This is a genomic window from Actinacidiphila sp. bgisy160 (assembly GCF_965342435.1).
Lineage (GTDB): Bacteria > Actinomycetota > Actinomycetes > Streptomycetales > Streptomycetaceae > Actinacidiphila.
This window is the reverse complement of record NZ_CBDRCM010000021.1, coordinates 20,222-46,760: the sequence shown is the minus strand read 5'-3', so window position 1 is coordinate 46,760 and position 26,539 is coordinate 20,222. Positions and strand designations below refer to the sequence as shown.

The following is a 26,539-nucleotide window of genomic DNA, read 5'->3' as shown; positions in this document are numbered from 1 at the left end:
CATGCCGGAGCTGCACACGCGGCTCCTGGCGGACGTGATCGCGCTCGGTTCCCCGTATCCCCTGGTTCTCACCGGTGATACGCCGTGCGGGCACATCGCCTCGTGAACCGCCCCAGCCAAGACCTCGACGTCGCCACCGAGAACCCGGCGCCCATGGCCGACATCGCCGCTACGCTCCGCGCCGGCCTGGAAGCCCGCGGTTGGACGGTGCACGCGCTGGAAACCGCCCCGCTGTCCGCCCGCTTCACCGTGTCCGACCCCGCCACCGGGCAGGAGTGCGAAGTCGACATCCTCAAGGAGATCTTCTGGCGGCCGGTCGCCCAGAGCCCGTACGGCCCCGTCCTCGCGGAGGAGGATGTGATCGGGACCAAGGTCCGCGCCCTCGCCGACCGCGGAGCGCCCCGCGACCTGATCGACGTGTTCGCGGCCTCCCGCCGCTGGACCAATGCCGAGCTCGAGGAGTTCGGCCGTCGCCACGCCCGCGGCCGCTTCGAGCGCGAGGATCTGCAGGCGAACCTCACGGGCGCCGAGTGGACCGACGATGAAGCCTTCGCCGCCTATGGGCTCGATGACGCCACGATCACCGCGCTCCGCGCTTGGGCCATGGAGTGGGCCAACGACCTCGCGGCCCTTCTCCTCGAAGAGGCCGATGATCCGGACATCGGCTGATACGTCCAAATAAGACGCGGTGAGACTGCTGGACTTGCGCGCTAAAATCCGCCGTACCGAACAGTGCCAGGGTGGTCACCATGAGTGCCCACGGATGCAAGGTGCCCGCCTGGGCCAGCTACAGGTGCAGTCCCACATGGTTCACGATGAACCGCTTCTCCTCGGAGTCGAGGGCGAAGTAGATGCGTCCGACCTCATTGGGCGAGACGGCGTCCCGGACCTTGATGTGCGGCAGTCCGTCCCAACGCTTTCCGTTGAAAATGAAGTAGCGCTTGTCCTTGTCCTTGCTGAGTTTCTCGTCGTTGGGCGCGAACTTCAGTCCGTGGTTGTCGTAGAACCACTGGGCCAGCCTGGGCATCCTGCCGGAATTGGAGTACAGGTCCGTCGCAGCCTGCGCGAGGGCGGTCAGCCGGTCGGTCATCTCCTGGGGGTACGGGTAGCGGGAGTCCTTCCAGGCACGCGCCGCTCTCGCCGTGAACACGATGTGCTCCTCCGATGCCTTAACGAGGGCTTCGAAAGTGGGTACGGCGTCCGTTCCCAGAGGAGGAATCTCGCTCCAGGCGTCGAATGTGGCCGCCTGCCCGCCGCCCTTCGACAGGTTTAGGTACTCGTTCTTCCAGTAGTCCCGGTCCTGACGCAGGGCCTCAGCGGTGGCGGCATCGTCTCGCGCCTTGTCGCGTTCCTCCATGCAGCTCTGTGCCAGGTCCTCCCAGGATGTGGCGTCCTCTTCGAGCTGCCGGACACGTTTCTGCAGCGCTTCGAGCTCGGCGGTCGTGTCTCCGGCGGCCTGGGCACGCGACAACTGCTCCGCCGCCCTGCGGGCTCCCGCGCGGTACGACGCCTGTCGCGCACGCTCCCACGCCGTGTCACTGCCGCGGGCGATGACAGACAGATGGGCGAGCGACGGCATCAGCCGCCGTTCCACGAAGGCCGTCTGAGACACCTCCTCCCGTGAGTAGGCGGGGTGCTCCAAGCCGAGGTCGGGCCAGACCAGCCGGGCGCCACCGCTGGGTACGGCCACCTGCTCGTGGGCCCGGCGGACGGCCTGTGCGGTCACGTAATTCAGGGTCACCACCTGGGCCAGGCCCGCGAGTTGTCCCGACGCATCGGCCGCCGCGCTCCATCCCGCCTGGTCCCTTGGGTGCATCAGGAGAATGGGGAGGCGCGTGCGCAGCGCCAGGACGTCGAGGAGTACGTCAACGTGACTCTCCTCCCGGATCCTCTCGTATCGCCCTGTGGCGAGCTGGCTCAGCACCCGCACTTCGAGTCGCTCGTCGCCGAGCACCGCCCGCAACAGGTTGGGGCGCTTGAGCGGCGGATCCTGCACCGGCGCTATCCAGCCGTCGGGGATCTCCCTGCCCATGACGATCCTGAGCCCGCCGCCTTCCCCCGACTGGGAGACCGTGACCCGGGTGACAAACTGGGCCGGTCCCGTAGACAGCGGCTGGTGGATGGTCATGCGCAGGGCGCGGGTGAGTTCGTCGCCCGCCACGGTCCAGCTCACTGTGCGGTCACCATGGCCGGGAATCTTGCCGGCGAGCACCGCCCGGCCATCCCTGTCGAGTTCGGTCGCCGACGGTGCCGATACGCGTCCGTGGTGGCCGAGCCAGTCGGCGAGATGGCCGCGAAGGCTCTCGTAGACGTGGCCCGGCTGCTCCTGGGCGGACCGGATGTCGAAACTGACGGCATACAGCGCCTGCACGGCGGCTCCCCTCACCCCAATGCCCTGTGCGACGACCGTTTCCCCCTCGAAAGCGGTCAGGGCACCGCTCGGAGAGCAACCGTAATACCGCCGCGCCCAGGTCCGTAATGCCCTGGGCGGGGCTTCGGGGCCGACCGTCCGGTCAACCGAACGCCAGAGCTGCTGGCCCCGACGGCCAGATGAAACGGGGAGCCGTCGTGCACTCCGCCCAGACCGTCTTGCCGGGCCGGGGCGGTGGCGTACGCCCAGTCGGCGGCGAGCGCATCGACAAGGAGCAGCCTGCGGCATTCGCCCTCGTCCGGATCGGGAACCGGTCGCGGCAGCCGGGTGGGGTGAAGGTCGGTCACCTCGATTCGGACGACGCCCAGACTTTCGTCGTGGGAAAGGGGCGGGTCTAAGCACCGCCCGGGACGCGGCCGTGGAGAACGGCGTTCGCGGCGAGTTCGGCGATGACCAGGACGACCGTGTCGTGTGCCTCGGTACCGTGCGCGTGGCCCCCGCGCGGTTACTGACTTTCGAACGCCGAGAACTGAGCTGCCCGGTGTGGTGCGAGATACCGAGATCATCCAGCGATGGCCCCAGTAACGCCCAGAGCCCCGAAGCGAGCGTCAGCCGAGCGTCAAGATTCCTCGACGGAACCGCTGAAAGCGCCGCCGAAGCGGCCGTCCGCCTCAAGAAGTCGCAGGTCAGGCAACCTTCAAGGGTCGGTCCGTCCATTCGACCCGCTGCATGGAGAGGAACAGGTCGGTCGCCCCGCCTGCGCCACAAAGCCGCAGGTCAAGCGCCCTTCACGGCAGGCTCAAGGATAGCCACGCACTCCACGTGGTGCGTCATCGGGAACAGGTCGAACGCGCGCATCCGCCGCGGGGCGTACCCGGCCGCCGCGAAGTAGCCGAGGTCGCGGGCGAGGGCGGCGGGGTCGCAGGCGACGTAGGCGATGCGGCGGGGGCCGAGGGAGGCGACGTGCTCCACGGTGGCGCGGCCGGCACCGGTGCGGGGCGGGTCGAGGACGACGAGGTCGGCCTCGGTGATCCCGGTGCGGGGCAGTACGGACTCGACCTTGCCCTGCTCGATGCGGACCCGGTCGAGGTCGGCCAGGTTGTGGCGCGCGTCCTCCACGGCGCGCTTGCCCGACTCGATGCCGAGGACCGCGCCGGTCTCGCCGACCCGCTCGGCCAGCGCGCCCGCGAACAGGCCCACACCGCAGTAGAGATCCAGGGCGGTCTCGCCCTTGCGTGGCATGAGGCCCTGCATGACGGCTTCGACCAGGAGCTCGGCGGCTTTCGGGTGGACCTGCCAGAAGCCCCCCGAACCGACCCGCCAGGTGCGGTCGATCGCGCGCTCGCGCACGAAGCCGCGGCCGTGCACACGGTGGACGCCGCCCTGCTCGTCGACCCGCAGGACGGAGACGGGGCGGTCCAGCTCGACGATGGGGAGCCGGCCGCCGGGGCGCGGGGTGACGATCACCTGACGGTCGGAGGAGCCGGTGGCGGCGATGGCCTCGACCGAGGCGATGCCCGGCCAGTCGCGGGACTCGACGCCCAGTTCGGAGACCCCGGGGGCGGCGATCAGGCAGCGGTCGATGCGCTCCACCTCGTGCGAGCGGTGCCGGCGCAGGCCCGCGTGGCCCTCGGCGTCGACGGCGTACTGGACGCGGGTGCGCCAGGCCGGGACCTCGCCCTTGGCGACCTTGTCGCCGGGGGCGGGCTCGACGGTGCCGTCCCAGCCGGCCTCCTCGGGGGTGAGGTGGGCGAGCCGCCGCAGTTGCTCGGTGATCACCTGCACCTTGAGCCGGCGCTGCGCGCCGGGTGCCGCGTGCTGCCAGTCGCAGCCGCCGCACTTGCCGGGGCCGGAGAACGGGCAGGGTGCCTCGACGCGGTCCGGGGAGGCCTGAAGGACCTCCACGGCGTCGGCGCGCAGGAAGCGTGAGTCCGGGCCGCCCTCGGTGATCTCGGCGACGACGCGCTCACCGGGCAGTGCGTGCCGGACGAAGATCACCTGCGGCCGGTCATGGCCCGGCAGGACCGTCCGCGCGATGCAGTGGCCGCCGTGCGCGACCGGGCCGACCTCGACCTCGTAGCGCTCGCCGACGAGGGCGTCGGCCTCAGGGGCCTTCGTACGGTGCTGCATGACGGAACAGGCTCCTGGAGGCAGGGGGCGGGGAAGGACGGCAGCTCACCAGTCTACGGCCCGTCGCCGCCCCCGTTTCACGCCCGCCCGCTGGACTCCCGGTGCCGCTTGGACGGTCCCACCTCGCCGCGTCGCACGGAGCCCGGCGCGTTCCACTCGGCGCCCTTGCGGGCCCGCTGCTTGGCGCGCTCGGAGGACTCCAGCTGCCAGGGCACGGAGGTGACCATGACACCAGGGGTGAACAGGAGCCGCCCCTTGAGCCGCAGGGCGCTCTGGTTGTGCAGCAGGTGCTCGTACCAGTGACCGACCACGTACTCCGGGATGAAGATCGACACCACGTCGCGCGGGCTGCTGCGGCGCAGGCTCTTGACGTAGTCGATGATCGGCCGGGTGATCTCGCGGTACGGCGAGTCCAGCACCTTCAGCGGCACCTCGATGCCGCGCCGTTGCCACTCGGCCTGCAGGGCCTTGGTGTCGGCCGGGTCCACGTTGATGCTGAGCGCCTCCAGCGTGTCCGACCGGAAGAGCTTGGCGTACGACAGGGCCCGCAGGGTGGGCTTGTGCACCTTGGAGACCAGGACGATGGAGTGCACGCGGGAGGGCTTGACCTCCTCCTCGCTGCGCTCCTCGGCGGCCGCGAGCTCGCTGGAGACCCGGTCGTAGTGGCGCCGGATGGCCGTCATCATGCCGTAGAAGAGGACCATGCCCAGAACGGCGACCCAGGCGCCGTGCGTGAACTTGGTGAGCAGCACGACGACGAGGACGAGCCCGGTGAAGAAGGCACCGAAGGTGTTGATCGCCCGGGAGCGGATCATGTGGCGGCGCGCGACGGGGTCGGTCTCGGTGGCCAGGTGCCGGTTCCAGTGCCGGACCATACCGGTCTGGCTGAGGGTGAAGGAGACGAAGACGCCGACGATGTACAGCTGGATCAGCCGGGTCGAGTCGGCCCCGTAGATGTAGACCAGCACGCAGGCGAAGGCGGCGAGCAGCACGATGCCGTTGCTGAAGGCGAGACGGTCGCCGCGGGTGTGCAGCTGGCGCGGCAGGTAGCGGTCCTGGGCGAGGATCGAGCCGAGCACCGGGAAGCCGTTGTACGCGGTGTTGGCGGCCAGGAACAGGACCAGCGCAGTGGCACCGGCCAGGAGGACGAAGGGGATCGACCCGTCGCCGAAGACGGCGGAGGCGACCTGGGCGATCACCGGGTCCTGGGTGTAGCCGGGGCCGACCGGCCTGCCGTTCACCAGCAGGTCGGCGGCCGGGTTCTCGGCCATGCGCACGTTGGTGTTGAGGGCGAGCGCGATGATGCCGCAGAACATGGTGACGGCCAGGACGCCCATCAGCGCCAGGGTCGTCGCGGCGTTCTTGGACTTCGGCTTGCGGAAGGCGGGCACGCCGTTGCTGATCGCCTCGACGCCGGTGAGCGCGGCGCAGCCGGAGGAGAAGGCCCGCAGCAGGAGGAAGACGAGCGCGAAACTCGCGAGTCCGGTGTGCTCGGCCTTGATCGTGTAGCCGGCGGTCGGCGCGTGCATCTCGTCGCCGATCGCGATCCGGAAGATCCCCCAGGCCAGCATGCAGAAGACGCCGAAGACGAAGGCGTAGGTGGGGATGGCGAAGATCGTGCCCGACTCGCGCACACCGCGCAGGTTCATCAGCATGAGCAGGACGATCATGCCGATGGCGCCCAGCACCTTGTGCTCGACGAAGAACGGCACGGCCGAGCCGAGGTTCTCCACGCCGGAGGCGACCGACACGGCCACGGTGAGGACGTAGTCGACCAGCAGGGCGCTGGCCACGGTGAGCCCGGCGCGCGGGCCGAGGTTGGTCGTCGCGACCTCGTAGTCGCCGCCGCCGGAGGGGTACGCGTGCACGTTCTGCCGGTACGAGGCGACGACGGTGAACATCAGCACGACGACCGCGACCGCGATCCAGGGGCTGAAGTGGTAGGCCGACACTCCCGCGATCGACAGGACGAGGAGAACCTCTCCGGGCGCGTACGCCACGGACGACAACGGGTCGGAGGCGAAGACGGGGAGCGCCAGCCTCTTGGGGAGGAGCGTCTCTCCGAGCCTGTCGCTGCGGAGCGCCCGCCCGATCAGGATCCGTTTCGGAAGGTCGGTCAGTTTGGACACCCCGCGATGTTAGAGGATCGTCAAGACTTCCGATCCCCCCGCCCACCTATCAAGGGGTTGCGCGCGTGTGTAGCTTTGGGCGCGGTCTGAGACCCTGAGAGGGATCGGCCGGAATTGTTGGCAGCCGGAAGGACGGTCGTGCACGTCGTGATTATGGGATGTGGGCGAGTGGGTTCCACTCTCGCACACTCCCTTGAGCAGCAAGGTCATACGGTGGCCGTGATCGACCAGGACCCGACGGCCTTCCGCCGCCTGGGCGCCGGGTTCAGCGGACGCCGCGTGACCGGGGTCGGGTTCGACCAGGACACGCTGCGCGAGGCCGGCATCGAGGAGGCGGGCGCGTTCGCGGCCGTCAGCAGTGGTGACAATTCCAACATCATCGCGGCCCGGGTGGCCCGTGAGATGTTCGGCATCGAGAACGTCGCCGCGCGCATCTACGACCCGCGGCGCGCCGAGGTGTACCAGCGCCTGGGCATTCCCACCGTCGCCACCGTCCGGTGGACGGCCGACCAGATGCTCCGCCGCCTGCTGCCGTCCGGCGCGGAGCCGCTGTGGCGCGACCCGAGCGGGGGTGTGCAGCTCGCGGAGGTGCACACGGACACCGCATGGGTGGGCCACAAGATCAGCAGGCTCCAGGAGGAGACGGGGGTGCGCGTGGCGTTCCTCACCCGGCTGGGCGAGGCGATGCTTCCCACCTCGGAGACGGTCCTGCAGGAAGGCGACCTGGTGCACGTGATGATGCGCACGGACGAGGTCGAGCAGGTGGAGGCCGCGTGCGCGAACGGCCCTGAGGAGGCGCACCGATGAGGGTCGCCATTGCCGGGGCCGGGGCGGTCGGCCGCTCGATCGCGGGCGAGCTGTTGGAGAACGGCCACGAGGTCCTGCTGATCGACAAGAACCCGACCTCGATCTCGGTGGAGCGGGTCCCGCAGGCGGAGTGGCTGCTGGCCGACGCCTGCGAGATCACGTCGCTGGACGAGGCGGCGCTGCAGCGCTGCAACGTGGTGATCGCCGCCACCGGTGATGACAAGGTCAATCTGGTCGTCTCGCTGCTCGCCAAGACGGAGTACGGCGTCCCGCGCGTCGTCGCGCGGGTGAACAACCCCAAGAACGAGTGGCTGTTCAACGAGGCTTGGGGCGTGGACGTGGCCGTCTCCACCCCGCGCCTGATGTCGGCCCTGGTGGAGGAGGCCGTGAGCGTCGGCGACCTCGTCCGGCTCATGCGCTTCAGCCAGGGCGACGCGAACCTGGTCGAGTTGACCCTGCCGGAGGAGGCCGCGCTGGTGGGCACCCGGGTGGGTGAGGTCGCCTGGCCGGAGGACACCTCGCTGGTCACGATCATCCGCGGGCACCGCGTGCTCACCCCGTCCAAGGACGACGTACTCGAGGCGGGCGACGAGCTGCTGTTCGTCGCGGCTCCGCACCGCGAGGAGCAGCTGGAGGACCTGCTCTCGGTTCGCAGCGCCGGGGCCGGGGCGTAGGACGTACGACCGCGCGTAGACGAGGGGCGGCCGGAACCCGTCGGTTCCGACCGCCCCTCGTGCGTTCGCTGCCGGCGCGGGGGCGCCGGGTCAGTTGCCGGCGGCCTCCTTGGCGGCCCGCTCGGCCTGCTCGGCGCGCTCGGCCTCCTCCATCTCCGCGATCACGTCGATCGGCGGCGGGGCCTTGGCCAGGAAGATCCAGGTCAGGTAGACGCAGAGCAGGAACGGCGGGATTCCGAGGGCGACCTTGACCCAGCCGAGCTGGGTGGCGTTCCCCCAGATGTAGAGCGGGAAGAGGATCGCCGACTTGACGAGCAGGATGATGCCCCAGGCCCAGGTGGCCTTGGTGTAAGCGACGAGCCGGCCCGGGTTGCGCGTCCGCCAGGACAGGTTCTCCTTGAGGATCGGACCGAGCAGCAGTCCGATCAGCGGGTACTTCGCGAGCGCGGAGGCGACGTACGCGACGGCGAGCCCGAGGGTGTAGAGCATGCCGGGCAGGTAGAAGTTCTTCGCGTCGCCCGACATCATCGCGAACACCGCGCCAAAGGCCACGCCGAAGACACCGCTGAACGCGTGCTTGAGGGTCTGCCGGCGCACCAGGCGGGCCAGCGCCAGCACCAGGGTCAGGCCCAGCGCGGCGATGGCGGCGGTGTGGATGTCCCGGTTGATCGTGTAGATCAGGACGAAGACGAGTCCGGGCACCGTCGTGTCGATCATGCCCCAGACGCCGCCGAAGGCCTCCAGGAGCGCGTGGTCGGCGGCGGCCTTCGAGGCCGCCGCGTCGTGCTCCGGACCCTGTTCGGTCCTGGTCGTGGGCTGTGCCCCGGTCCGCTTGTCGATCGACGCCACCGGCTACTCCTGTCCGACCGGACGCAACTCGTACTTGGGATTGAACAGCACCGGACGGCCGCGGTTCATGGAGATCCGCCCCGACGCGATGATCCTGCGGCCCGGCTCGATGCCGACGATGCTGCGCCGGCCCAGCCACACCACGTCCAGCGGTGCGGAGCCGTCGAACAGCTCGGCCTCCAGGGCGGGCACACCGGCCCGCGGGCGCAGAGTGACAGCGCGTAGTGTACCGGTCACGGTGACTATGTCGCGATCGGAGCAGTCGCTGATCCGGGTGCACCCGACGTCCGCGGTGTCCTGCCGCAGCTCGTCGGAGTGCAGCTCCTCCTGGGAGCTGGACAGTCGGTCGAGCATCCTGCGGAAGCGGCCGGCCGGCCGGTCCGAACGGGTGGTACCACTCATACCTGGAAGGGTACCGGGCCGGGGTGAACGGATCACTGATCACTTCTCGAAGCGGTAGCCCATGCCTGGCTCGGTGATGAAGTGCCGCGGATGCGCCGGGTCGGCCTCGAGCTTGCGCCGCAACTGCGCCGTGTAGACCCGCAGGTAGTTGCTCTCGGTGCCGTAGGACGGGCCCCAGACCTCCTGGAGCAGCTGTTTCTGGCTGACCAGGCGGCCGGTGTTGCGGACCAGCACCTCCAGCAGGTGCCACTCGGTGGGCGTGAGCCGGACGTCGACTCCGTCGCGGTTGACCTTCTTGGCGGCGAGGTCGACGGTGAAGGACTCGGTCTCCACGGTCGCGGCACCGTCCTCGGGGCCGCCGGGCGTCGCGCGGCGGAAGGCGGCGCGCAGCCGGGCGAGCAACTCGTCCATGCCGAAGGGCTTGGTGACGTAGTCGTCGGCGCCCGCGTCGAGGGCCTCGACCTTCTCGTCGGAGGCCTGGCGGGCGGAGAGCACGATGATCGGCACCCGGGTCCAGCCGCGCAGCCCCCGGATCACCTCGACGCCGTCCATGTCTGGCAGGCCGAGGTCGAGCACGATGACGTCGGGGTGGCGGGCGGCGGCCAGCCGCAGCGCGGTGGCGCCGTCGTGGGCGGAGTCGACCTCGTACTTGCGGGCCCGCAGGTTGATCACGAGAGCGCGCACGATCTGCGGCTCGTCGTCGACCACGAGCACCCGGTTCATGGAACCTGCCTTTCCTTCATGGTGAGGGGGGTGGAGCGGGGATGCGGTGCGGGCACCGTCAGGTCGTCGCCTCGGCCGGGAGGTCCGGGGCGGCGGGGATGCTGCCGGGCGCGGCCGGGAGGGTGAGCACCATCGTCAGGCCGCCTCCCGGGGTGTCCTCGGGCTGCAGAGTGGCGCCCATGGAGTCGGCGAAGCCGCGGGCCACCGCGAGGCCGAGGCCCACGCCGTTGCCGAGGGGCGTCGCCGTACCGCTGGAACGGCTCGAAGATCCGTTCCTTCGCGGCGTCGGGAACACCGGGCCCGCGGTCGACGATGCGCAGGTCGACGTGGTCGCCCAGGGCGCTGGCGGCGACCAGCACCTGCGTGCCGGAGGGGCTGTACTTGACCGCGTTCTCCACGATGTTGGCGACGCTGCGCTCGAGGAGGCCGGGGTCGACGGAGACCATCGGGAGGGTCTCGGGGACGTCGAGGACGACGCTGCCGTCGGGGACGCCGCGCAGGGCCTTGGGGACGACCTCGTCGAGGTCCACCTCGCGGATCAGGGGGGTGACGGTGCCGGTCTGCAGGCGCGACATGTCGAGGAGGTTGCCGACCAGGTTGTCGAGCCGGTCCGCGCCCTCCTCGATGCCTTCCAGAAGCTCGGCCTCGTCCTCCTCGGACCAGGCGACGTCGCCGGAGCGCAGCGAGCTGACGGCCGCCTTGATGGCCGCCAGGGGGGTGCGCAGGTCGTGGGAGACAGCGGCGAGCAGGGCTGTGCGGATACGGTTGCCCTCGGCGAGCTTGTGGGCCCTGGCGGCCTCGTCCTCCAGCCGCTGCCGGTCCAGGGCTCCGACGGCCTGGGCCGCGAAGGCGGAGAGCACCCGCCGGTCGGAGGCGGGCAGCACCCGGCCGACGAGGGCGAGGGAGAGGTTGTCGCTGACCGGCACCTCCACGTCCGCGTCCTCGGGGCGCAGGCACTGCCGGTTGCCGACGCCGGCGGCGCAGGTCCAGGCGTCGTGCTCGCCGGCCCGCTCCAGCAGCGACACAGCCTCCATGCCGAAGGTCTCCCGGACCCGCTCCAGCAGGGCGTCCAGGGAGTGCTCGCCGCGCAGCACGCTGCCGGCCAGGTACGACAGGATCTCGGCCTCGGACTGGAGTCTGGCGGCCTGGTGGGTGCGGCGTGCCGCCAGGTCCACCACGGAGGCCACCGCGACGCCGACCACCACGAAGATCACGATGGCGATCAGGTTCTCGGGCTGGGCGATGGTGAAGGTGTGCAGGGGCGGCGCGAAGAAGTAGTTCAGCAGCAGGGAGCCGCCGACCGCCGAGACCAGTGCCGGGTAGAGGCCGCCGATGAGGGCGGCCGCGACCGTCAGGGTCATGAACAGCAGCATGTCGGTGGCGATGCCCAGGGCGGGGTGCAACTGGGTGAGGAACAGGCAGAGCAGCGCGGGGCCGAGCACCCCGGTCAGCCAGCCGGCGATCACCCGGGAGCGGCCGAGCTGAGCGCCGCGCGCCACGGGCATTCCCCGGCCTTTGGCGGCGTGCTCGTGGGTGACGATGTGCACGTCGAGGTCGGGCCCGGACTCACGGGCCACGGTCGCGCCCACGCCGGGCCCGAAGACGTACTGCCACGCGGGCCGGCGGCTGGTGCCGAGCACGACCTGGGTGGCGTTGACGCCGCGGGCGAAGTCCAGCAGGGCGCCGGGGACGTCCTCGCCCACCACGTGGTGGAAGGAACCGCCGAGGTCCTCGACGAGGGTGCGCTGGACGGCGAGTTCCTTGGGCGAGCCGGCCGTCAGGCCGTCGCTGCGCGCGATGTGGACGGCGAGGATCTCACCGCCCGCTCCCTTGGCGGCCATCCGGGCGGCGCGCCGTATCAGGGTCCGCCCCTCGGGCCCGCCGGTGAGGCCCACCACGATGCGCTCGCGGGCCTGCCAGGTGGCGGAGATCCGGTGGTCGGTGCGGTACTGCCGCAGGTATTCGTCGACCCGGTCGGCCACCCACAGCAGGGCCAGCTCGCGCAGCGCGGTGAGGTTGCCGGGCCGGAAGTAGTTGGACAGGGCCGCGTCGACCTTGTCGGAGGCGTAGATGTTGCCGTGCGCCATGCGGCGGCGCAGCGCCTGCGGCGACATGTCGACCAGCTCGATCTGGTCGGCGCGGCGGACCACCTCGTCGGGCACGGTCTCGCGCTGGCGCACGCCGGTGATCGACTCGACGACGTCGCCGAGCGACTCCAGGTGCTGGATGTTCACCGTCGATATGACGTTGATGCCGGCCTGGAGCAGTTCCTCGATGTCCTGCCAGCGCTTGTCGTTGCGGCTGCCGGGGATGTTGGCGTGGGCCATCTCGTCGACGAGGGCGACCTCGGGCCGGCGTGCGAGCACCGCGTCGACGTCCATCTCGGTGAAGACGGTGTCCCGGTAGCCGATCTCCTTCCGCCGCACGACCTCCAGGCCGGTCAGCATGACCTCGGTACGGGCGCGGTCGTGGTGCTCGACGAAGGCGACGACCACATCGGTGCCGCGCTCCAGGCGCCGGTGGGCCTCGGAGAGCATGGCGTAGGTCTTGCCCACTCCTGGGGCCGCCCCCAGGTATATCCGCAAAGTCCCGCGTGCCATGGCTCCACGTTCCACCTCGTGACGTGCCCCTTCAGGGCGCGTCCGACAGTAAGCATCCTATGGTCCCAGCAGCGGACAAATCGGATGTGATGCCCCTGCTGGGAACACGTTGACGCGCCCTTGACGCCCTCCCCTCGGTACGTGTCGAGGGCCCGGGCAGGACGGGGTCGTCATCGATGCCTCAGGTGACGTCCGGCAGGCGCACGAGCCGCCGGCTCTCGTCGAGGAAGTTCCTCTCGTGCTCGGCGGCGCCGACCCGTCCAGGGGCAGCGCGACCGTCGGCGCCGCCTCCGCCAGCGGGCCGAGCGCGAGCGCCGGGAAGTAGGTCAGGCCCGTGATGATCAGGATCGCGCCGACGAGCAGGCTCGCGAAGAGCGGTTTCTCGGTGCGCAGGGTGCCCGCCGTCGCGGGCACGGCCTTCTGCCTGGCGAGCGAGCCGGCCAGGGCCAGGACGAAGACCATCGGCACGAAGCGGCCGAGGACCATCGCGAGGCCGAGCGTGCTGTTGTACCACTGCGTGTTGGCGTTCAGGCCCGCGAAGGCGGAGCCGTTGTTGTTGCCGACGGAGGTGTAGGCGTACAGGACCTCGGAGAAGCCGTGCGGCCCGCTGTTGAGCATGGAGTGCGGCGGGTTCGGCAGGGCCATCGCCAGGGCGGTGAAGACCAGGACCACGGCCGGGGTGACCAGGATGTAGAGGGCGGCGAGCTTGATCTCGCGGGTGCCGATCTTCTTGCCCAGGTACTCCGGGGTGCGGCCGACCATCAGGCCCCCGCGATGTGGTCCGCCGAGCCGGGGTGCGCGAACTCGGCCCAGGTCATCAGCGTCACGAAGCCGACCCAGATCAGGCCCATGGCGGCGAGGATCGCGTAGCCCTGCCTGAGGTTGCCGGCCATCTTCCCGGGCTCGGCGTCCGGGTCGGCGCCGAGGCAGCGGTAGACCAGCCGCTCGACCCGCAGGTGCCGGTCGGAGCTGTAGACGGCGGCCATGTGGTCGCCGAGGGGGCGGTACGCCAGCGCCAGCGCCACGACGAGGGCGGTGACCTGGAGCACGTCAGCGGTAATGGGGCTCATGTCCGGGCCTCAGAATCTCTCGGGCCGGACGAATACCAGAACCAGATAGGCCAGCAGGGCGACGGCGACGACGAGGCCGGCGATGTTCTCGGCGCTCACAGCTTCGCCACCTGCTTGGCGATGAGGGCCACCAGTGCGAAGACCGTGATCGTGGTGACCACGAAGGCCAGGTCGGCCATCGTGTGCTCCTAGCTCTGGATCGGACGTTGACCAGGCCAGGGAACCTCCGTTCCCGCCGCTCGCGGACACCGTTGACGGCTTCCGTACGGGCCCTCACGACGCCTTGACGGCCCTTTGACGTTCACCCCGCTGACCTGTGAAAACGCCCGTGGGCCGACCTGTTGTCACAGGTCGGCCCACGGGCGTAGGGCAAGGCTGGGGCGCCGGGCCCCGGGGTTCAGTGCACTTCGGTGATCTCCGGGCCGCGGCGCATCGGGTCGATGCCGTCGGAGAAGCGGCCGCTCTCCTCCTGGGCGATGCCCTCGGGCACCATCTGGGCGTCGTTGGGCAGCTTCAGCACGATCGGGTCGCGCGGCGCCATCGGCGACTCGCCGCGGACGACGACGGTGTCGCGGAAGATCTGCTCCAGCAGGCCGGCGGTCTCGGGCTGGACGGCGCCCTGCCCGGAGATGACGCCCCGCAGGAACCAGCGCGGTCCGTCACAGCCGACGAAGCGTACGACCTGTACACCGTTGGCCCCGTTGGGCAGCTGCACCGGGACCTGGGCACGCAGCTCCCAGCCCAGCGGACCCTCGACCTCGTCGACGATGCCGCCCTGCTTGGTGATGCCGGACGCGATCTCGTCGCGGACCTCGCCCCAGATGCCCTCCGACTTGGGGGCGGCGAAGCCCTGCAGCTGGACGGCGCTCTCCCGGAGCACCACGGTCGCGGCGACGATGGACTCCCCGGCCACCTCGACGCGCAGTTCCATGCCCTGGACACCGGGCACGAACAGCCCGCCCAGGTCGACCCGGCCCTCGGCCGGGTCCCTGACCTCGCTCACGTCCCACGGGCCGTCCGGCCTCGGGGCGGGCGGAAGGTTGTACCGACGGGACTCCATGGAGTCGTCCGACTCCTCGGCGTCTTCGGCCAGCTCGTCAGGGCTCTCGGCCGCGAGCTCGTCGAGGGCGTCTCCGCGCTCCTTGCGACGACGACGGAACACGTCACTGTCCTTCCCGGTCAGCGATGACCGATGCGTATCCATTGCCGGACGGACCGACCGGCGAGCCATCCACCGCGGCATGACCCCCCGTGGAGCCGAAGCCCCCTGCCGCCCGTACCGAACCGGGCAGTTCCGCCACCTCGTGGAAGCGGACCCGCTCGACCTGCTGGACGACCAGTTGGGCGATCCGGTCCCCTGCTGCGAACCGTACGCTCTCGCGCGGGTCCAGGTTGACCACGATCACCTTGATCTCCCCACGGTACCCGGCATCAACCGTTCCCGGGGCGTTCACGAGGGCCACTCCGCACCTCGCGGCGAGGCCCGAGCGCGGGTGCACGAAGGCGGCGTAGCCGTCCGGCAGCGCGATCGACACCCCCGTGGGCAGCACGGCGCGTTCGCCGGGGGCCAGTTCGGCCGCCTCGGTGGTGACGAGGTCGGCCCCGGCGTCGCCCGGGTGCCCGTAGGAAGGAATCGGGACGTCCTCGTGCAAACGGTGGATGAGGACGTCGACCGGGGGGCGACCGCCGCCGGTCACGGGTTCACCTCGAAGGCGCGCGCGACCTTGATCTGGTCCGGGTCGGACATCGCGGCGTGGATCTCCTCGGGGCGGCCGTGGTCGGTGAAGTGCTCCAGCTTGACCTCGATGAACAGCGCGTCCGCGCGGACCGCGACGGGGCCGTCGGGGCCGCCGATCCGGCCGACCGCGGTGGAGTAGATCTTGCGCCCGGCCACGGCGGTGCAGCGGGCCTCCAGGTGGAGGGTGGCGCCGACCGGCACGGGCTGCACGAAGTCGGTCTCCAGGCGGCCGGTCACGGCGATGGTGCGCAGCAGCCAGGCGAGGGAGCCGAGCGTCTCGTCGAGCGCCGTGGCGAGCACACCGCCGTGCGCCAGGCCCGGGGCACCCTGGTGGGCGGGCTGGACGGTGAACTCTGCCGTCACGCTGACGCCCTCACCTGCCGTGGCCTCCAGGTGCAGACCGTGCGGCTGCGCCTCGCCACAGCCGAAGCAGTGGTCGTAGTGCGCGCCCAGCGGCTGGCCGGGGGCGGGGGCGTCGGGGTGCCGCTCGGGCGCGACGGCGTCGCGCGGCGGTGTCAGGCCCGGACGGTCCGGGCCGGCGTCGGTCGTAGCTCCACTCACGCGGGAGACCCTACCCTCCTGCGGGATCGTTTCCCGCCGCCCGGCCGTTGTCCTTCCGGCCCCGCGGCCCGCCCATCACCGGAGCACCCTCCCTTGGAGCACCCCATGACCCCCAGGTCCGTCGTCGTCACAGGAGCCGGGTGCGGGATCGGCCTCGCCATCACCCTCGAACTGGCCCACGCCGGTCTCGACGTCATCGGGACGGTACGGAGTCAGGAGAAGGCGGAGGCGTTGCGGGAGGCGGTGGAGCGCACCGGCGCGTCGGTGCGCACTGTGCTCCTGGACGTCACGGACGCCACGTCCTCCGTCCGGGCGTTCACCGAGATCGCCACGATGACGGACGGCGGCCCGTGGGCCGTGGTGAACAACGCGGGGATCGCCCAGCCCGGCGCGATCGAGGACGTCGACGACGAGCAGGTGCGGCAGCAGCTGGAGACCAACCTGGTGGCCCCGGCGCGCATCGCCCGCCTGGTGCTGCCCACGATGCGGGCCAGGCGCGCGGGGCGGATCGTCAACATCTCCTCGGTCTCCGGGCGGGTCTCGATGCCGCTGCTCGGCTGGTACTGCGCCAGCAAGCAGGGCCTGGAGGCGATGACGGACGCGCTGCGGATGGAGGCCGCCCCGTTCGGGGTCAAGGTCGTGCTGGTGGAGCCCGGCTCGTACGGCACGGACATCTGGCAGCGCGGCGCGAGCCGGCTCCCGCAGCGCCGCAACTCGGCCTACCGGCACCAGTACGAGGCCGCCGAGGAACTGGTCAAGCGGGAGCTGCCCTCGCCGCGCCCGGTGGCGCGCACGGTGCTGAAGGCGCTCACGGCGCCGCGGCCGCTCCCCCGCTACCTGGTGGGCGCCGACGCCCGGTCCTCCGCCGTCCTGGACGCCGCCCTGCCGACCGCCGCGACCGACTGGGCCAAGCAGATCGCCATGGGGCTGCGCCGGCCCCCGCGCGCCGCGCACACGCTGACGAGGCTGCGGTCCCGGGGCGGGCGCTGACCGGGCGGCATGACAAGCTGGGTGTCATGACCGTCATGACCTATGAGGAGCGGCTCACCGCGCCGCGTTCGTGGTGGGCGCTCGCCGTCGGCGCGGGCATCTCGCTGGCGCTGATCCTGCTGCCCCTCGGGCCGCTGGCACTGCTCGGCGGGCTCGTGGGCGGCACGGCCGTCGGCGCGGCCCTGGTCAGCGCCTACGGCTCGCCGCGGCTGCGGGTGGTGGCCGGCTCGCTGGTGGCCGGGGACGCCAGGATCCCGGTGACGGCGCTCGGCGAGGCCACGGTGCTGGACCGGGACGAGGCCCTGGCCTGGCGGTCGTACAAGGCCGATCCGCGCGCCTTCATGCTGCTGCGCGCCTACGTGCCGACCGCGCTCAAGGTCGAGGTCACCGACCCGGACGACCCGACGCCTTACCTGTACCTGTCGACGCGCTCACCCGAGCGCCTCGCCGCGGCCCTGCGGGACGTACGCGTCTGAGCCCGGGGCGCCCCGGCGCACGGCGCTGGGCGCCGGGCGGGTCAGCCGCCGGGCCCGAGCGCGGGCGGGGGTTCCTCCTCGGCCGACAGCAGGCCCCAGGGCACCTGGCGGTGGCGCAGGTCCTTGCGGATCTGCTCCGCGAGTTTCCTGGTGTCGCGCCGGTTCATCACGGCACCGACGGCCGCGCCGACCATGAACGGGGTCAGCGTCGGCAGGTTGCGCATGGTGCGCTTCATCAGTTGCTGGCGCAGTTCGCGCTTCATCCTGCCGCCGAGCGCGATGTTCAGCGTGGACGGCTTGGAGAAGTCGATCCCGCGCCGCTCGGTCCACTCGGCGAGGTACATCGTCGAGCGCTGTCGCAGTGAACCCGGGGCGCGCAGCCCGTAGACCTCGTGCAGCTCGGCGATGAGTTTGTACTCGACCAGGGCGACCCCGAGGGTCTCCGAGGCCAGCTCCGCCGGCATGGCCGGCGGCGTGGGCAGCATGGCGGCGGCGCCGATGCCGGCGCCGACCGTCGCGGTGCCCATCGTGGCGGCGTACACCAGCTTGTCGGCCAGCTCCTCGGGCCCGAGCCCGGGGAACTGGCGGCGAAGCGTCTCCAGGTCCCTGACGGGGACCCTCGGGGCCGTCTCGACGAGCCCGTCGACGAAGGTGTTCAGCGCCGCCTTGGCGCGTGCACGTGCCCTTGCTGCACGGCCGGGGGGACGGAGCGGGACGAGATCGCCCGCCGGCCCCTCCGTTGCGCCCGCGAGCGAGGCCTCATGGCCTCGCTCGTCGTCGCTCGCCACGGTCCGGCTTTCCGTCAGGCCGCGCAGTCGCGGCAGATCGGGTTGCCGTTCTTCTCCGTCGCCAGCTGGCTGCGGTGATGCACGAGGAAGCAGCTCATGCAGGTGAACTCGTCCGCCTGCCTCGGCAGCACCCGGACCGACAGCTCCTCGTTGGAGAGGTCGGCTCCGGGCAGCTCGAGGGATTCGGCCTGGTCGAACTCGTCCACGTCGACCGTGGAGGTCGACTTGTCGTTCCGCCTGGCCTTCAGTTCCTCGATGCTGTCCTCGTTGACGTCATCGTCGGTCTTGCGTGGGGTGTCGTAATCAGTAGCCATGTATCGCTCTCCCCCTCTGGGTGTCTGCGGTGTCTCCAGCGCACGTAACGCACGGGAGGCCGGTCTTGTGCCCGGCCCGAAGCGGAGATTTTGCCTTACATCAAGTGCCGTTACTCAATCGACACCCAACCGCACCCCCGAAGAGGTGATCGCAACCGCCGCCGGTGATGACCGGAAACGGCCCACTTGTCGCACCTTGCTCGCGCCTCCACGTGTACTTCCCGTGATCATGACCTGCGGAAACATGGATTTTTCCGCTCTTTTCCCGGAGGTTGCGACCACGGAGAGTACCGGCGTCCGAAATCGTATGTGTGATCGCTCACAGCATGCCCCGGAGGCGCGCAGACCGCAAAATTCCGCGCAAAGCGAACATGTACCCGGGGGTGTCGTGTGACGGGTCACACGGGAATGACAACCCGCATGACCAGGCCACCTCCCTCGCGCGGGACCGCGGTGATCGTTCCACCGTGGGCCCGGGCGACGGACTTGGCGATGGACAGCCCGAGGCCGGCCCCCTTGTCGCTGCCCGTGCGCTCGTTGCCCAGCCGCCGGAAGGGCTCGAACAGGTTGTCGATCTCGTACGCGGGGACGACGGGCCCGGTGTTGGTGACCGTCAGGACCGCGGAGCCCGGCTCGACGCCCGTGACGACCTCCACCCAGCCCTCGTTCGCGACGTTGTACCGGACGGCGTTCTGCACCAGGTTCAACGCGATGCGCTCCAGGAGCACCCCGTTGCCCTGCACGACGGCCTCGCCCAGCGCGGCGCGCAGCTCCACGCCCTTGGCCTCGGCCTCGCTGCGGGTCTGCTCCAGCGCCTGGGTCGCCGCCTCGGCCAGATCCACCGGCTTGCGGTCGACGATCTCGTTGTCGCTGCGGGCGAGCAGCAGCAGGCCCTCCACCAGCTGCTCGCTGCGCGTGTTGGTGGCAAGCAGGTTCTTGCCCAGCTGTTGCATGTCCGGGGAGGCGTTGGGGTCGGCGAGCTGGACCTCCAGCAGTGTGCGGGTGATCGCCAGCGGCGTTCTCAACTCGTGGGAGGCGTTGGAGACGAAGCGGCGCTGGGCGTCGAAGGACCGCTCCAGGCGCTCCAGCATGTCGTCGAAGGTGTCGGCCAGTTCCTTGAGCTCGTCGTCCGGGCCGGTCAGGTGGATCCGCTGGGTCAGGTCGGAGCTCACCACACCGCGCGCGGTGCGGGTGATCCGGCCCAGCGGCGCCAGCACCCGGCCGGCCAGCAGGTAGCCGAAGGCGAAGGCGAGCACGGCCAGACCGATGAGGGCGAACAGCGAGCGCTTCAGCAGGACATTCAGGGCGTACTCGCGCTGCACGGCCAGGCAGTGGACGTAGGCCTTGTTGAAGGCGTCGGGATTGGTCGGGCCGGTGGGAAGCTCGGGGCACAGCCCGGTGAGCGACAGCCGGCCCGCCTCGACGTGGAACTGCGCCTCGGTGCCCTGGCGGATGGCCTGGGCCGCCAGCATGTAGATGATCCACAGCAGTATCACCCCGGCGATCAGGAACATGCCGCCGTAGAGCAGGGTGAGCCTTATCCGGATCGTCGGGCGCAGCAGCGGCATGGGCCGGGCGGCCTGCTTGGGATCCCAGGTGGGCTTGGGCGGGACCGCCTGCGGAGCAGGCGGGGTCGTCGAAGACGACGAGGGCGCGGGCACGGCGGATCAGATCCGGTATCCGGAGCCGGGCACGGTGACGATCACCGCGGGCTCGCCGAGCTTGCGGCGCAGCGTCATGACGGTGACCCGCACGACGTTGGTGAAGGGGTCGGTGTTCTCGTCCCAGGCCTTCTCCAGCAGCTGCTCCGCGGAGACCACGGCGCCCTCGCTGCGCAGCAGGACCTCCAGCACCGCGAACTCCTTGGGGGCCAGGTGGACCTGCCGGCCCTCCCGGGTCACCTCGCGGCGGTTGGGGTCCAGCTTGATCCCGGAGCGCTCCAGCACGGGCGGCAGCGGCGCGGTCGTGCGGCGCCCGAGGGCGCGTACGCGGGCGGTGAGCTCGGTGAAGGCGAAGGGCTTGGGGAGGTAGTCGTCGGCGCCCAGTTCCAGGCCCTCGACGCGGTCGCTCACGTCACCGGCGGCGGTCAGCATCAGGACCCGGGTCGGCAGGCCCAGTGCCACCAGCTTGCGGCACACGTCGTCCCCGTGGACGACCGGCAGGTCGCGGTCGAGGACGACGACGTCGTAGTCGTTGACCCCGATCCGCTCCAGGGCGGCACCGCCGTCATAGACGACGTCGACGGCCATGGCCTCACGGCGCAGTCCGGTGGCTACCGCATCGGCGAGCAGCTGCTCGTCCTCGACGACCAGTACGCGCAAGGCGCTGTTCCTTCCCTAGGCACTTCTCGAAGAGCCGTGCACAGCCTGCCTGTGCAGGCTGAACGCCCCTCCATCCTGCACCGGGCGGCCGTAAAACAGGGGTAAGAGGTGGTGGCGCCGATTTCTTCGCGTCCCGGAGGTTTCTGCTCCGGCGGGCCTGGGGAGGACGACTGCACACCCCCGATCACGCCCGCAGGGCGTCCGTGACTCCCGTGGCACCAGCCGCTGTGTGATCCGAGGGGTCCCCGACAAGACCTGTGAACGACCCCGCACATCGCACGACCCCGAATATCCCTGTGTCAACCCACGACGACGAGGGGGCGCCACCTGATGGACGCATTCACCACTGGAATCCTGCAGCGCATACACAGCACCGAATCCGACCTTCTGCGCGCCCGCGAGGACGGGGACGACTTCCTGGCCGAGGTCGAGGAGGCCGAGCTGGCGGACCTGCGCCGCCTCGCCGCTGAGCACGGCGTCCAGGTGCTGCCCAAGATCGCCTGAGATCGCCCAGGGCGGCACAGCCGAACGCCGCGCCCCGGACACCTGGACAGGTGCCGGGGCGTTCGCTTGCCCGCCGCCGGTCGGCGGCGGGCGCCGGGCGCCGGACGTCGCCCGGCGGCGGAGGCAGCGGAGGCGGCGGCCTCAGTCGTGCCAGGCCCCGAGTTCGTCGAGCAGCCGCTGCAGGGGCTCGAACAGCCCCGGCGGGGCCGCCACGGTCAGCTCCGTGGATTCCGCCACTCCCGGGCGGCCCCCGGTCAGGGCACCGGCCTCGCGGGCGAACAGGGCGCCCGCCGCGTAGTCCCACGGGTTGAGACCGCGCTCGTAGTAGCCGTCGAGGCGGCCGCAACCCACGTCGCACAGGTCGATGGCGGCGGATCCGCCACGGCGTATGTCCCGCAGCCGCGGGACCAGCTCGCGCAGCACCCTCGCCTGGCCCTCGCGGCGCTCCTTCAGGTAGCCGAAGCCGGTGCCGATCAGCGCCTGCTCCAGCGGCGGTGCCGGGCGGACGGCCGCCTCGCGGTCGTTGACCCACGCGCCCCGACCCAGCACCGCGCGGTAGCTCTCGCCGTGCATCGGGGCCTCGACGACCCCGACGAGCGTCTCGCCGTCCAGCTCCGCCGCGATGCTCACGGCCCACGACGACAGGCCGTAGAGGTAGTTCACGGTGCCGTCCAGCGGGTCGATCACCCACCGGACCCCGCTGCTGCCCGGGGTGCTGGCGCCCTCCTCGCCCAGGAGCCCGTCGTCCGGGCGGCGCTCGGTGATGAAGGAGGCGATCAGCTTCTCGGCGGCGATGTCCATCTCGGTGACGACGTCGATCGGGCTGCTCTTGGTGGCGGCCACGCCGAGGTCGGCCGGGCGGCCGTCGCGCAGCAGCTCACCCGCCCTGCGGGCGGCCTCCACGGCCACGGCCAGGAGTTCGTCCTTGAGGTGGTCGGTCACGGTACTCCTCGTGCTTACGGGTACGTCGGTCACTCGGCGCCCGCGGCTGCGGGACGGGGGCTGCGCGCCGGGCAGCAGCCCACCGGGCACACGTCGTGGCTGGGCCCGAGCGCCCCCAGCGCGCACCGCTCGGGGGTCAGGCCCCGCTCGGTGGCGGCGCGCTCCAGCACCAGCTCGCGCACGGCGGCGGCGAAGCGCGGGTCCGCTCCCACGGTGGCGGCGCGGGCGACGGGCAGGCCCAGTTCCGCGGCCTTGGCGGTCGCCTCGGTGTCGAGGTCGTACTTGACCTCCATGTGGTCGGAGACGAATCCGATCGGCACCATGACGGCGGCGGGGGCCCCGGAGGCGTGCAGCTCCTCCAAGTGGTCGCAGATGTCCGGCTCCAGCCACGGGATGTGCGGAGCGCCACTGCGGGACTGGTAGACGAGCTTCCACGGGCGGTCGGTGCCGGTGGCCTCGCGGACGGCATCGGCGATCACCTGGGCGGTGTCCAGGTGCTCGGCGACGTAGGCGCCGCCGGCTCCGTCCTCGGTGTGCGCCTCGGGCCGTCCCGAGGTGTCGGCGGCGGCCGTGGGGATCGAGTGGGTGGTGAACGCCAGGTGGGCCCCGTCGCGGACGTCCTCGGGGAGCGTGGCGAGGGCGGTCAGCACCGCGTCGATCATGGGCCGGACGAAGCCGGGGTGGTTGAAGTAGTGCCGCAGCTTGTCCACGCGGGGCACGGGACGGCCCTCGGCCTTGAGGGCGGCCAGGGAGTCGGCGAGGTTCTCGCGGTACTGCCGGCAGCCGGAGTAGGAGGCGTACGCGCTGGTGGCCAGGACCAGCACCCGGCGGTGGCCGTCCTCGGCCAGCTCGCGCAGGGTGTCGGTCAGGTAGGGCGCCCAGTTGCGGTTGCCCCAGTAGACGGGCAGGTCGAGGCCGTGCCCGGCGAAGTCCTTGCGCAGCGCCTCCAGCAGTTCGCGGTTCTGCGCGTTGATGGGGCTGACCCCGCCGAAGAGGAAGTAGTGCTGCCCCACCTCCTTCAGGCGCTCACGGGGGATGCCCCGGCCGCGCGTGACGTTCTCCAGGAAGGGGACGACGTCGTCGGGCCCTTCGGGCCCCCCGAAGGACAGCAGGAGCAGTGCGTCGTACGGAGCGGCGGTGCCGGCCTCGGTGTGATCGGACATGTTCCGATCCTCCCACCCGGTGGCGGCGGCCGAGGAACCGGCGAAAATCGCTTGCGCTCCCTTTGTAAGCTGTGTGACGCAGTCACATTCCTTACCTGAACCCCCTGAACATCGGCGACGTAGCCGTGGAGCGCCCTGTGTCCAGTCCCTATCGCGCGATCTTCTCCATTCCGGGGACGAGGGGTTTCTCGGCGGCCGGCTTCATCGGCCGGATGCCTCTGTCCATGCTCGGCATCGGCATCGTGACGATGATGTCCCAGGTCACCGGCCGCTACGGGGTCGCGGGCGGGCTCGCGGCCACGTTGGCGCTGGCCGGGGCGGCGCTGGGCCCGCAGGTCTCCCGCCTGGTCGACCGCTACGGGCAGCGCAGGGTGCTGCGCCCGGCCGCCGGGATCACGGTGCTGGCGGTGGCGGGCCTGCTGGTGTGCGTAAGGACCGGGGCTCCGGACTGGACGCTCTTCGCGTGCGTCGCGTCGGCGGGGACGACACCGAGCCTGGGCGCCATGGTGCGGGCGCGGTGGGCCATGATCCACCGGGGGTCGCCGGCGCTGCTGCACACCGCCTACTCCTTCGAGTCCGTCGTCGACGAGGTCTGCTTCATCGTGGGCCCGATCCTGTCGATCGGGCTGTGCACCATCTGGTTCCCGGAGGCGGGGCCGCTGCTGGCGGTGCTCTTCCTGGCGGCCGGGGTGTGGCTGCTGACGGTGCAGCGCGCCACGGAGCCGCCGCCGCACCCGCGCGAGCAGCACTCCCCCGGATCCGCGCTGCGCTCGGGCGGACTGCAGGTGCTCGTGCTGACCTTCGTCGCGACCGGGGCGATCTTCGGCGCCGTGGACGTGAACACGGTGGCCTTCGCCGAGGAGCAGGGCCACAAGGCCGCGGCGAGCGTGGTGCTGGCGGTCTACGCGGCGGGTTCCTGCCTCGCGGGTGTGCTTTTCGGCCTGATGAGGCCGACGGGAACGGCCTCCCGCCGGTTCCTGCTGGGGGTGGCGGCCATGGCGGTGAGTATGATCCCGCCACTACTGGTCGGGAACCTGCCGTTCCTGGCCGTGGCGCTGTTCGTCGCGGGCCTGTCCATCGCACCGACGATGGTCACCACCATGGCGCTCGTCGAGCAGTTGGTACCGCGCGCGAAACTGACCGAGGGCATGACGTGGACGAGCACGGGGCTCGCGGTCGGTGTGGCGCTCGGCGCCTCTCTGGCCGGGTGGGTGATCGACGCGGCGGGGGCCCGGGCCGCGTTCGCGGTACCCGCCTCCGCCGCGGCTCTCGCCGTGGTGGCGGCCTTCCTGGGGTACCGCCGGCTGGAGCCGGCGCCGGAGCTGGAGGGGACGCGTGCGCATGGGTACGACGAGCAGGACCGCCGGGAAGACCACATGGCATAACTGGGCGGGCAACGTGCGGGCCCTGCCCGCGCGGACCGAGTCGCCCGCCTCGGTGGACGAACTGACGGCCGTGGTCCGCAAGGCGGCCGCCGACGGGCTCCCGGTCAAGGCGGTGGGCACCGGGCACTCCTTCACCTCGACCGCGGCGACCTCGGGCGTTTTGATCCGGCCCGAGCGGATGACCGCGGTGCGGGACATCGACCGCGAGGCCGGCACGATCACGGTGGAGTCGGGTGTCCAGCTCAAGCACCTCAACGCGATGCTCGCCGCCGAGGGCCTGTCGCTCACGAACATGGGCGACATCATGGAACAGACCGTGGCCGGCGCGACCAGCACCGGTACCCACGGCACGGGCCGCGACTCGGGCTCCATAGCCGCCCAGATCAAGGCGCTGGAACTGGTGCTCGCCGACGGTTCGGTGCTCCGCTGCTCGGCGCGGGAGAACGCCGAGGTCTTCGCCGCCGCCCGGATCGGGCTGGGGGCGCTCGGCGTGGTCAGCGCGATCACCTTCGCGGTCGAGCCGCTCTTCCTTCTCGCCGCGCGCGAGGAACCCATGCGCTTCGACCGGGTGGTCGCCGAGTTCGACCAGCTGGTCGAGGAGAACGAGCACTTCGAGTTCTACTGGTTCCCGCACACCGACGGCTGCAACACCAAGCGGAACAACCGCAGCCAGGGCCCCGCCGCCCCAGTCCCGGGGGTGCGCGGCTGGATCGACGACGAGCTCCTGTCCAACGGGGTCTTCCAGGCGGCCTGCGCCCTGGGCCGGGCGGCGCCCTCCCTCATCCCGGGCATCGCCCAGGTCTCCAGCCGGGCCCTGTCGGCCCGCACCTACACCGACATCCCGTACAAGGTGTTCACCCACCCGCGGCGTGTGCGTTTCGTGGAAATGGAGTACGCGGTGCCGCGCGAGGCCGCGGTGGAGGTGCTGCGCGAACTGAAGTCCATGGTCGAGTCGTCGGAGTTCAGGATCAGCTTCCCCGTGGAGGTGCGGGTCGCCCCGGCGGACGACATCGCGCTCTCGACGGCCTCCGGCAGGGACACCGCCTACGTCGCGGTGCACATGTACCGCGGCAGCCGGTACCAGGAGTACTTCACCGCGGTCGAGCAGATCATGACCGCCCATCAGGGCCGCCCTCACTGGGGCAAGATCCACACCCGGGACGCGGAGTACTTCGCCGAGGCCTACCCGCGCTTCCCGGAGTTCACCGCCCTGCGCGACCGGCTCGACCCGGACCGGCTGTTCCGCAACGACTACCTGCGGCGGGTGCTCGGCGAATAGTTCCGCTTGTGGGGTTTTTGCGAAGATCCTGCCCCAACTCCCTTGGCGTGCGCGAAGTTCGACGGCGCGGCGCCCCACCGACATGGCCCAAATGGAGTACTGTGACAAATCCTGGCTCCGGGGGGAGACGGCGCACTCGTCCCGGGGTGCCGTCGATCGAACCGGAGGCACTTGACGCCGAGTGGTGCGTTTGGTCACTCAGCGTTGCAAATAGGTAACCGTGCCATAACGGCGTGTCACGGCACATGCCCGACACGCCGGGAAACTCAGCAAGGTTGTGGCAGGCTGCACCCGGGCAGGTCACACTCGTCCATCGGGAGCAG

General features: G+C 71.0%; 24 protein-coding genes and 3 pseudogenes. 8 read left to right on the top strand and 19 right to left on the bottom strand.

Annotation, left to right across the window (positions count from 1 at the left end; translation table 11 throughout):
• Window position 1: 1 nt before the first annotated feature.
• Window positions 2-669: pseudogene (locus ACRWNP_RS18465) on the top strand (nucleotidyl transferase AbiEii/AbiGii toxin family protein).
• 118 nt (window positions 670-787) lie between these two features.
• Here ACRWNP_RS18465 and ACRWNP_RS18460 read toward each other — a convergent pair.
• The 3 genes from ACRWNP_RS18460 to ACRWNP_RS18450 all read right to left on the bottom strand — a co-directional run bounded on the left by ACRWNP_RS18460 (window position 788) and on the right by ACRWNP_RS18450 (window position 6,630).
• Window positions 788-2,371 carry a hypothetical protein gene (locus ACRWNP_RS18460; RefSeq protein WP_431962629.1) on the bottom strand — a complete coding sequence of 528 codons (1,584 nt, stop codon included), beginning with the start codon at window positions 2,369-2,371 and terminating at the stop codon, window positions 788-790.
• 777 nt (window positions 2,372-3,148) lie between these two features.
• Window positions 3,149-4,501, bottom strand: coding sequence for a class I SAM-dependent RNA methyltransferase (locus tag ACRWNP_RS18455; RefSeq protein ID WP_431962627.1), 1,353 nt, complete (start codon window positions 4,499-4,501; stop codon window positions 3,149-3,151).
• A gap of 77 nt (window positions 4,502-4,578) precedes the next feature.
• The gene (locus tag ACRWNP_RS18450) at window positions 4,579-6,630 is read right to left on the bottom strand and encodes an APC family permease (RefSeq protein WP_431962625.1); all 2,052 of its coding nucleotides are present in this window, start codon (window positions 6,628-6,630) and stop codon (window positions 4,579-4,581) included.
• 138 nt (window positions 6,631-6,768) lie between these two features.
• On the opposite strand from ACRWNP_RS18450, the gene ACRWNP_RS18445 reads away from it, so the two are divergent.
• Both ACRWNP_RS18445 and ACRWNP_RS18440 read left to right on the top strand, forming a co-directional pair.
• Entirely contained in the window at window positions 6,769-7,437 is a 669-nt protein-coding gene (locus tag ACRWNP_RS18445) for a potassium channel family protein (protein ID WP_431962623.1), read from the top strand.
• The gene (locus tag ACRWNP_RS18440; protein ID WP_431962621.1) at window positions 7,434-8,111 is read left to right on the top strand and encodes a potassium channel family protein; all 678 of its coding nucleotides are present in this window, start codon (window positions 7,434-7,436) and stop codon (window positions 8,109-8,111) included. Before ACRWNP_RS18445 ends, ACRWNP_RS18440 begins: the two co-directional genes overlap by 4 nt.
• A 90-nt stretch (window positions 8,112-8,201) precedes the next feature.
• Here the strand turns inward: ACRWNP_RS18440 and ACRWNP_RS18435 are convergent, their stop codons facing one another.
• From ACRWNP_RS18435 to ACRWNP_RS18390, 10 genes and pseudogenes are all read right to left on the bottom strand, one after another.
• Window positions 8,202-8,960: a DUF3159 domain-containing protein gene (locus tag ACRWNP_RS18435; RefSeq protein WP_431962619.1), complete on the bottom strand. Its 759-nt coding sequence runs from the start codon at window positions 8,958-8,960 to the stop codon at window positions 8,202-8,204.
• 3 nt (window positions 8,961-8,963) lie between these two features.
• Window positions 8,964-9,362: an OB-fold nucleic acid binding domain-containing protein gene (locus tag ACRWNP_RS18430; RefSeq protein ID WP_431962617.1), complete on the bottom strand. Its 399-nt coding sequence runs from the start codon at window positions 9,360-9,362 to the stop codon at window positions 8,964-8,966.
• Window positions 9,363-9,401: 39 nt separating this feature from the next.
• Window positions 9,402-10,085, bottom strand: coding sequence for a response regulator (locus ACRWNP_RS18425; RefSeq protein ID WP_431962615.1), 684 nt, complete (start codon window positions 10,083-10,085; stop codon window positions 9,402-9,404).
• 58 nt (window positions 10,086-10,143) lie between these two features.
• Window positions 10,144-12,685, bottom strand: a pseudogene (locus tag ACRWNP_RS18420) (DUF4118 domain-containing protein).
• A gap of 288 nt (window positions 12,686-12,973) precedes the next feature.
• Window positions 12,974-13,453: pseudogene (locus ACRWNP_RS18415) on the bottom strand (potassium-transporting ATPase subunit KdpA); the annotation flags it as partial.
• The gene (locus tag ACRWNP_RS18410; protein WP_431962613.1) at window positions 13,447-13,755 is read right to left on the bottom strand and encodes a hypothetical protein; all 309 of its coding nucleotides are present in this window, start codon (window positions 13,753-13,755) and stop codon (window positions 13,447-13,449) included. The gene ACRWNP_RS18410 and the pseudogene ACRWNP_RS18415, both read right to left, overlap by 7 nt.
• A gap of 9 nt (window positions 13,756-13,764) precedes the next feature.
• The gene (gene kdpF, locus ACRWNP_RS18405) at window positions 13,765-13,854 is read right to left on the bottom strand and encodes a K(+)-transporting ATPase subunit F (RefSeq protein WP_431962611.1); all 90 of its coding nucleotides are present in this window, start codon (window positions 13,852-13,854) and stop codon (window positions 13,765-13,767) included.
• A gap of 298 nt (window positions 13,855-14,152) precedes the next feature.
• On the bottom strand, window positions 14,153-14,917 hold the full coding sequence (locus ACRWNP_RS18400; RefSeq protein ID WP_431962609.1) for a DUF3710 domain-containing protein: 765 nt from the start codon (window positions 14,915-14,917) through the stop codon (window positions 14,153-14,155).
• Between the two features lies 1 nt (window position 14,918).
• On the bottom strand, window positions 14,919-15,452 hold the full coding sequence (gene dut, locus ACRWNP_RS18395) for a dUTP diphosphatase (protein ID WP_431962607.1): 534 nt from the start codon (window positions 15,450-15,452) through the stop codon (window positions 14,919-14,921).
• Window positions 15,449-16,054: a PaaI family thioesterase gene (locus ACRWNP_RS18390; RefSeq protein ID WP_431962605.1), complete on the bottom strand. Its 606-nt coding sequence runs from the start codon at window positions 16,052-16,054 to the stop codon at window positions 15,449-15,451. The genes dut and ACRWNP_RS18390 overlap by 4 nt, the downstream gene beginning before the upstream one ends.
• A 105-nt stretch (window positions 16,055-16,159) precedes the next feature.
• Between ACRWNP_RS18390 and ACRWNP_RS18385 the strand changes: the two genes are divergently transcribed.
• Window positions 16,160-17,044, top strand: coding sequence for an SDR family oxidoreductase (locus tag ACRWNP_RS18385; RefSeq protein ID WP_431962603.1), 885 nt, complete (start codon window positions 16,160-16,162; stop codon window positions 17,042-17,044).
• Between the two features lie 26 nt (window positions 17,045-17,070).
• Window positions 17,071-17,520 (top strand): DUF3093 domain-containing protein, encoded by a 450-nt coding sequence (locus ACRWNP_RS18380; protein WP_431962601.1) that lies wholly within the window; start codon window positions 17,071-17,073, stop codon window positions 17,518-17,520.
• Window positions 17,521-17,561: 41 nt separating this feature from the next.
• Here ACRWNP_RS18380 and ACRWNP_RS18375 read toward each other — a convergent pair whose 3' ends face one another.
• The 4 genes from ACRWNP_RS18375 to ACRWNP_RS18360 form a co-directional block, all read right to left on the bottom strand.
• On the bottom strand, window positions 17,562-18,401 hold the full coding sequence (locus ACRWNP_RS18375; protein WP_431962727.1) for a hypothetical protein: 840 nt from the start codon (window positions 18,399-18,401) through the stop codon (window positions 17,562-17,564).
• Entirely contained in the window at window positions 18,323-18,622 is a 300-nt protein-coding gene (locus tag ACRWNP_RS18370; RefSeq protein WP_018561848.1) for a DUF4193 domain-containing protein, read from the bottom strand. Before ACRWNP_RS18370 ends, ACRWNP_RS18375 begins: the two co-directional genes overlap by 79 nt.
• Window positions 18,623-19,020: 398 nt before the next feature.
• Window positions 19,021-20,190, bottom strand: coding sequence for a sensor histidine kinase (locus ACRWNP_RS18365; protein ID WP_431962599.1), 1,170 nt, complete (start codon window positions 20,188-20,190; stop codon window positions 19,021-19,023).
• Window positions 20,191-20,289: 99 nt separating this feature from the next.
• Window positions 20,290-20,943, bottom strand: a complete 654-nt coding sequence (locus tag ACRWNP_RS18360) for a response regulator transcription factor (protein WP_431962597.1) — start codon at window positions 20,941-20,943, stop codon at window positions 20,290-20,292.
• A gap of 330 nt (window positions 20,944-21,273) precedes the next feature.
• Between ACRWNP_RS18360 and ACRWNP_RS18355 the strand changes: the two genes are divergently transcribed.
• Complete coding sequence (locus ACRWNP_RS18355) at window positions 21,274-21,447, top strand: hypothetical protein (RefSeq protein ID WP_319132283.1); 174 nt, start codon at window positions 21,274-21,276, stop codon at window positions 21,445-21,447.
• Between the two features lie 141 nt (window positions 21,448-21,588).
• Here the strand turns inward: ACRWNP_RS18355 and ACRWNP_RS18350 are convergent, their stop codons facing one another.
• A complete protein-coding gene (locus ACRWNP_RS18350; RefSeq protein WP_431962595.1) occupies window positions 21,589-22,389 on the bottom strand; it encodes an inositol monophosphatase family protein in 801 nt (266 codons plus the stop codon).
• A gap of 29 nt (window positions 22,390-22,418) precedes the next feature.
• On the bottom strand, window positions 22,419-23,552 hold the full coding sequence (locus ACRWNP_RS18345; RefSeq protein WP_431962593.1) for a ferrochelatase: 1,134 nt from the start codon (window positions 23,550-23,552) through the stop codon (window positions 22,419-22,421).
• Between the two features lie 137 nt (window positions 23,553-23,689).
• Between ACRWNP_RS18345 and ACRWNP_RS18340 the strand changes: the two genes are divergently transcribed.
• Both ACRWNP_RS18340 and ACRWNP_RS18335 read left to right on the top strand, forming a co-directional pair.
• The gene (locus ACRWNP_RS18340) at window positions 23,690-24,937 is read left to right on the top strand and encodes an MFS transporter (protein ID WP_431962591.1); all 1,248 of its coding nucleotides are present in this window, start codon (window positions 23,690-23,692) and stop codon (window positions 24,935-24,937) included.
• On the top strand, window positions 24,894-26,216 hold the full coding sequence (locus tag ACRWNP_RS18335; RefSeq protein ID WP_431962589.1) for a D-arabinono-1,4-lactone oxidase: 1,323 nt from the start codon (window positions 24,894-24,896) through the stop codon (window positions 26,214-26,216). The genes ACRWNP_RS18340 and ACRWNP_RS18335 overlap by 44 nt, the downstream gene beginning before the upstream one ends.
• Window positions 26,217-26,539: the final 323 nt, after the last annotated feature.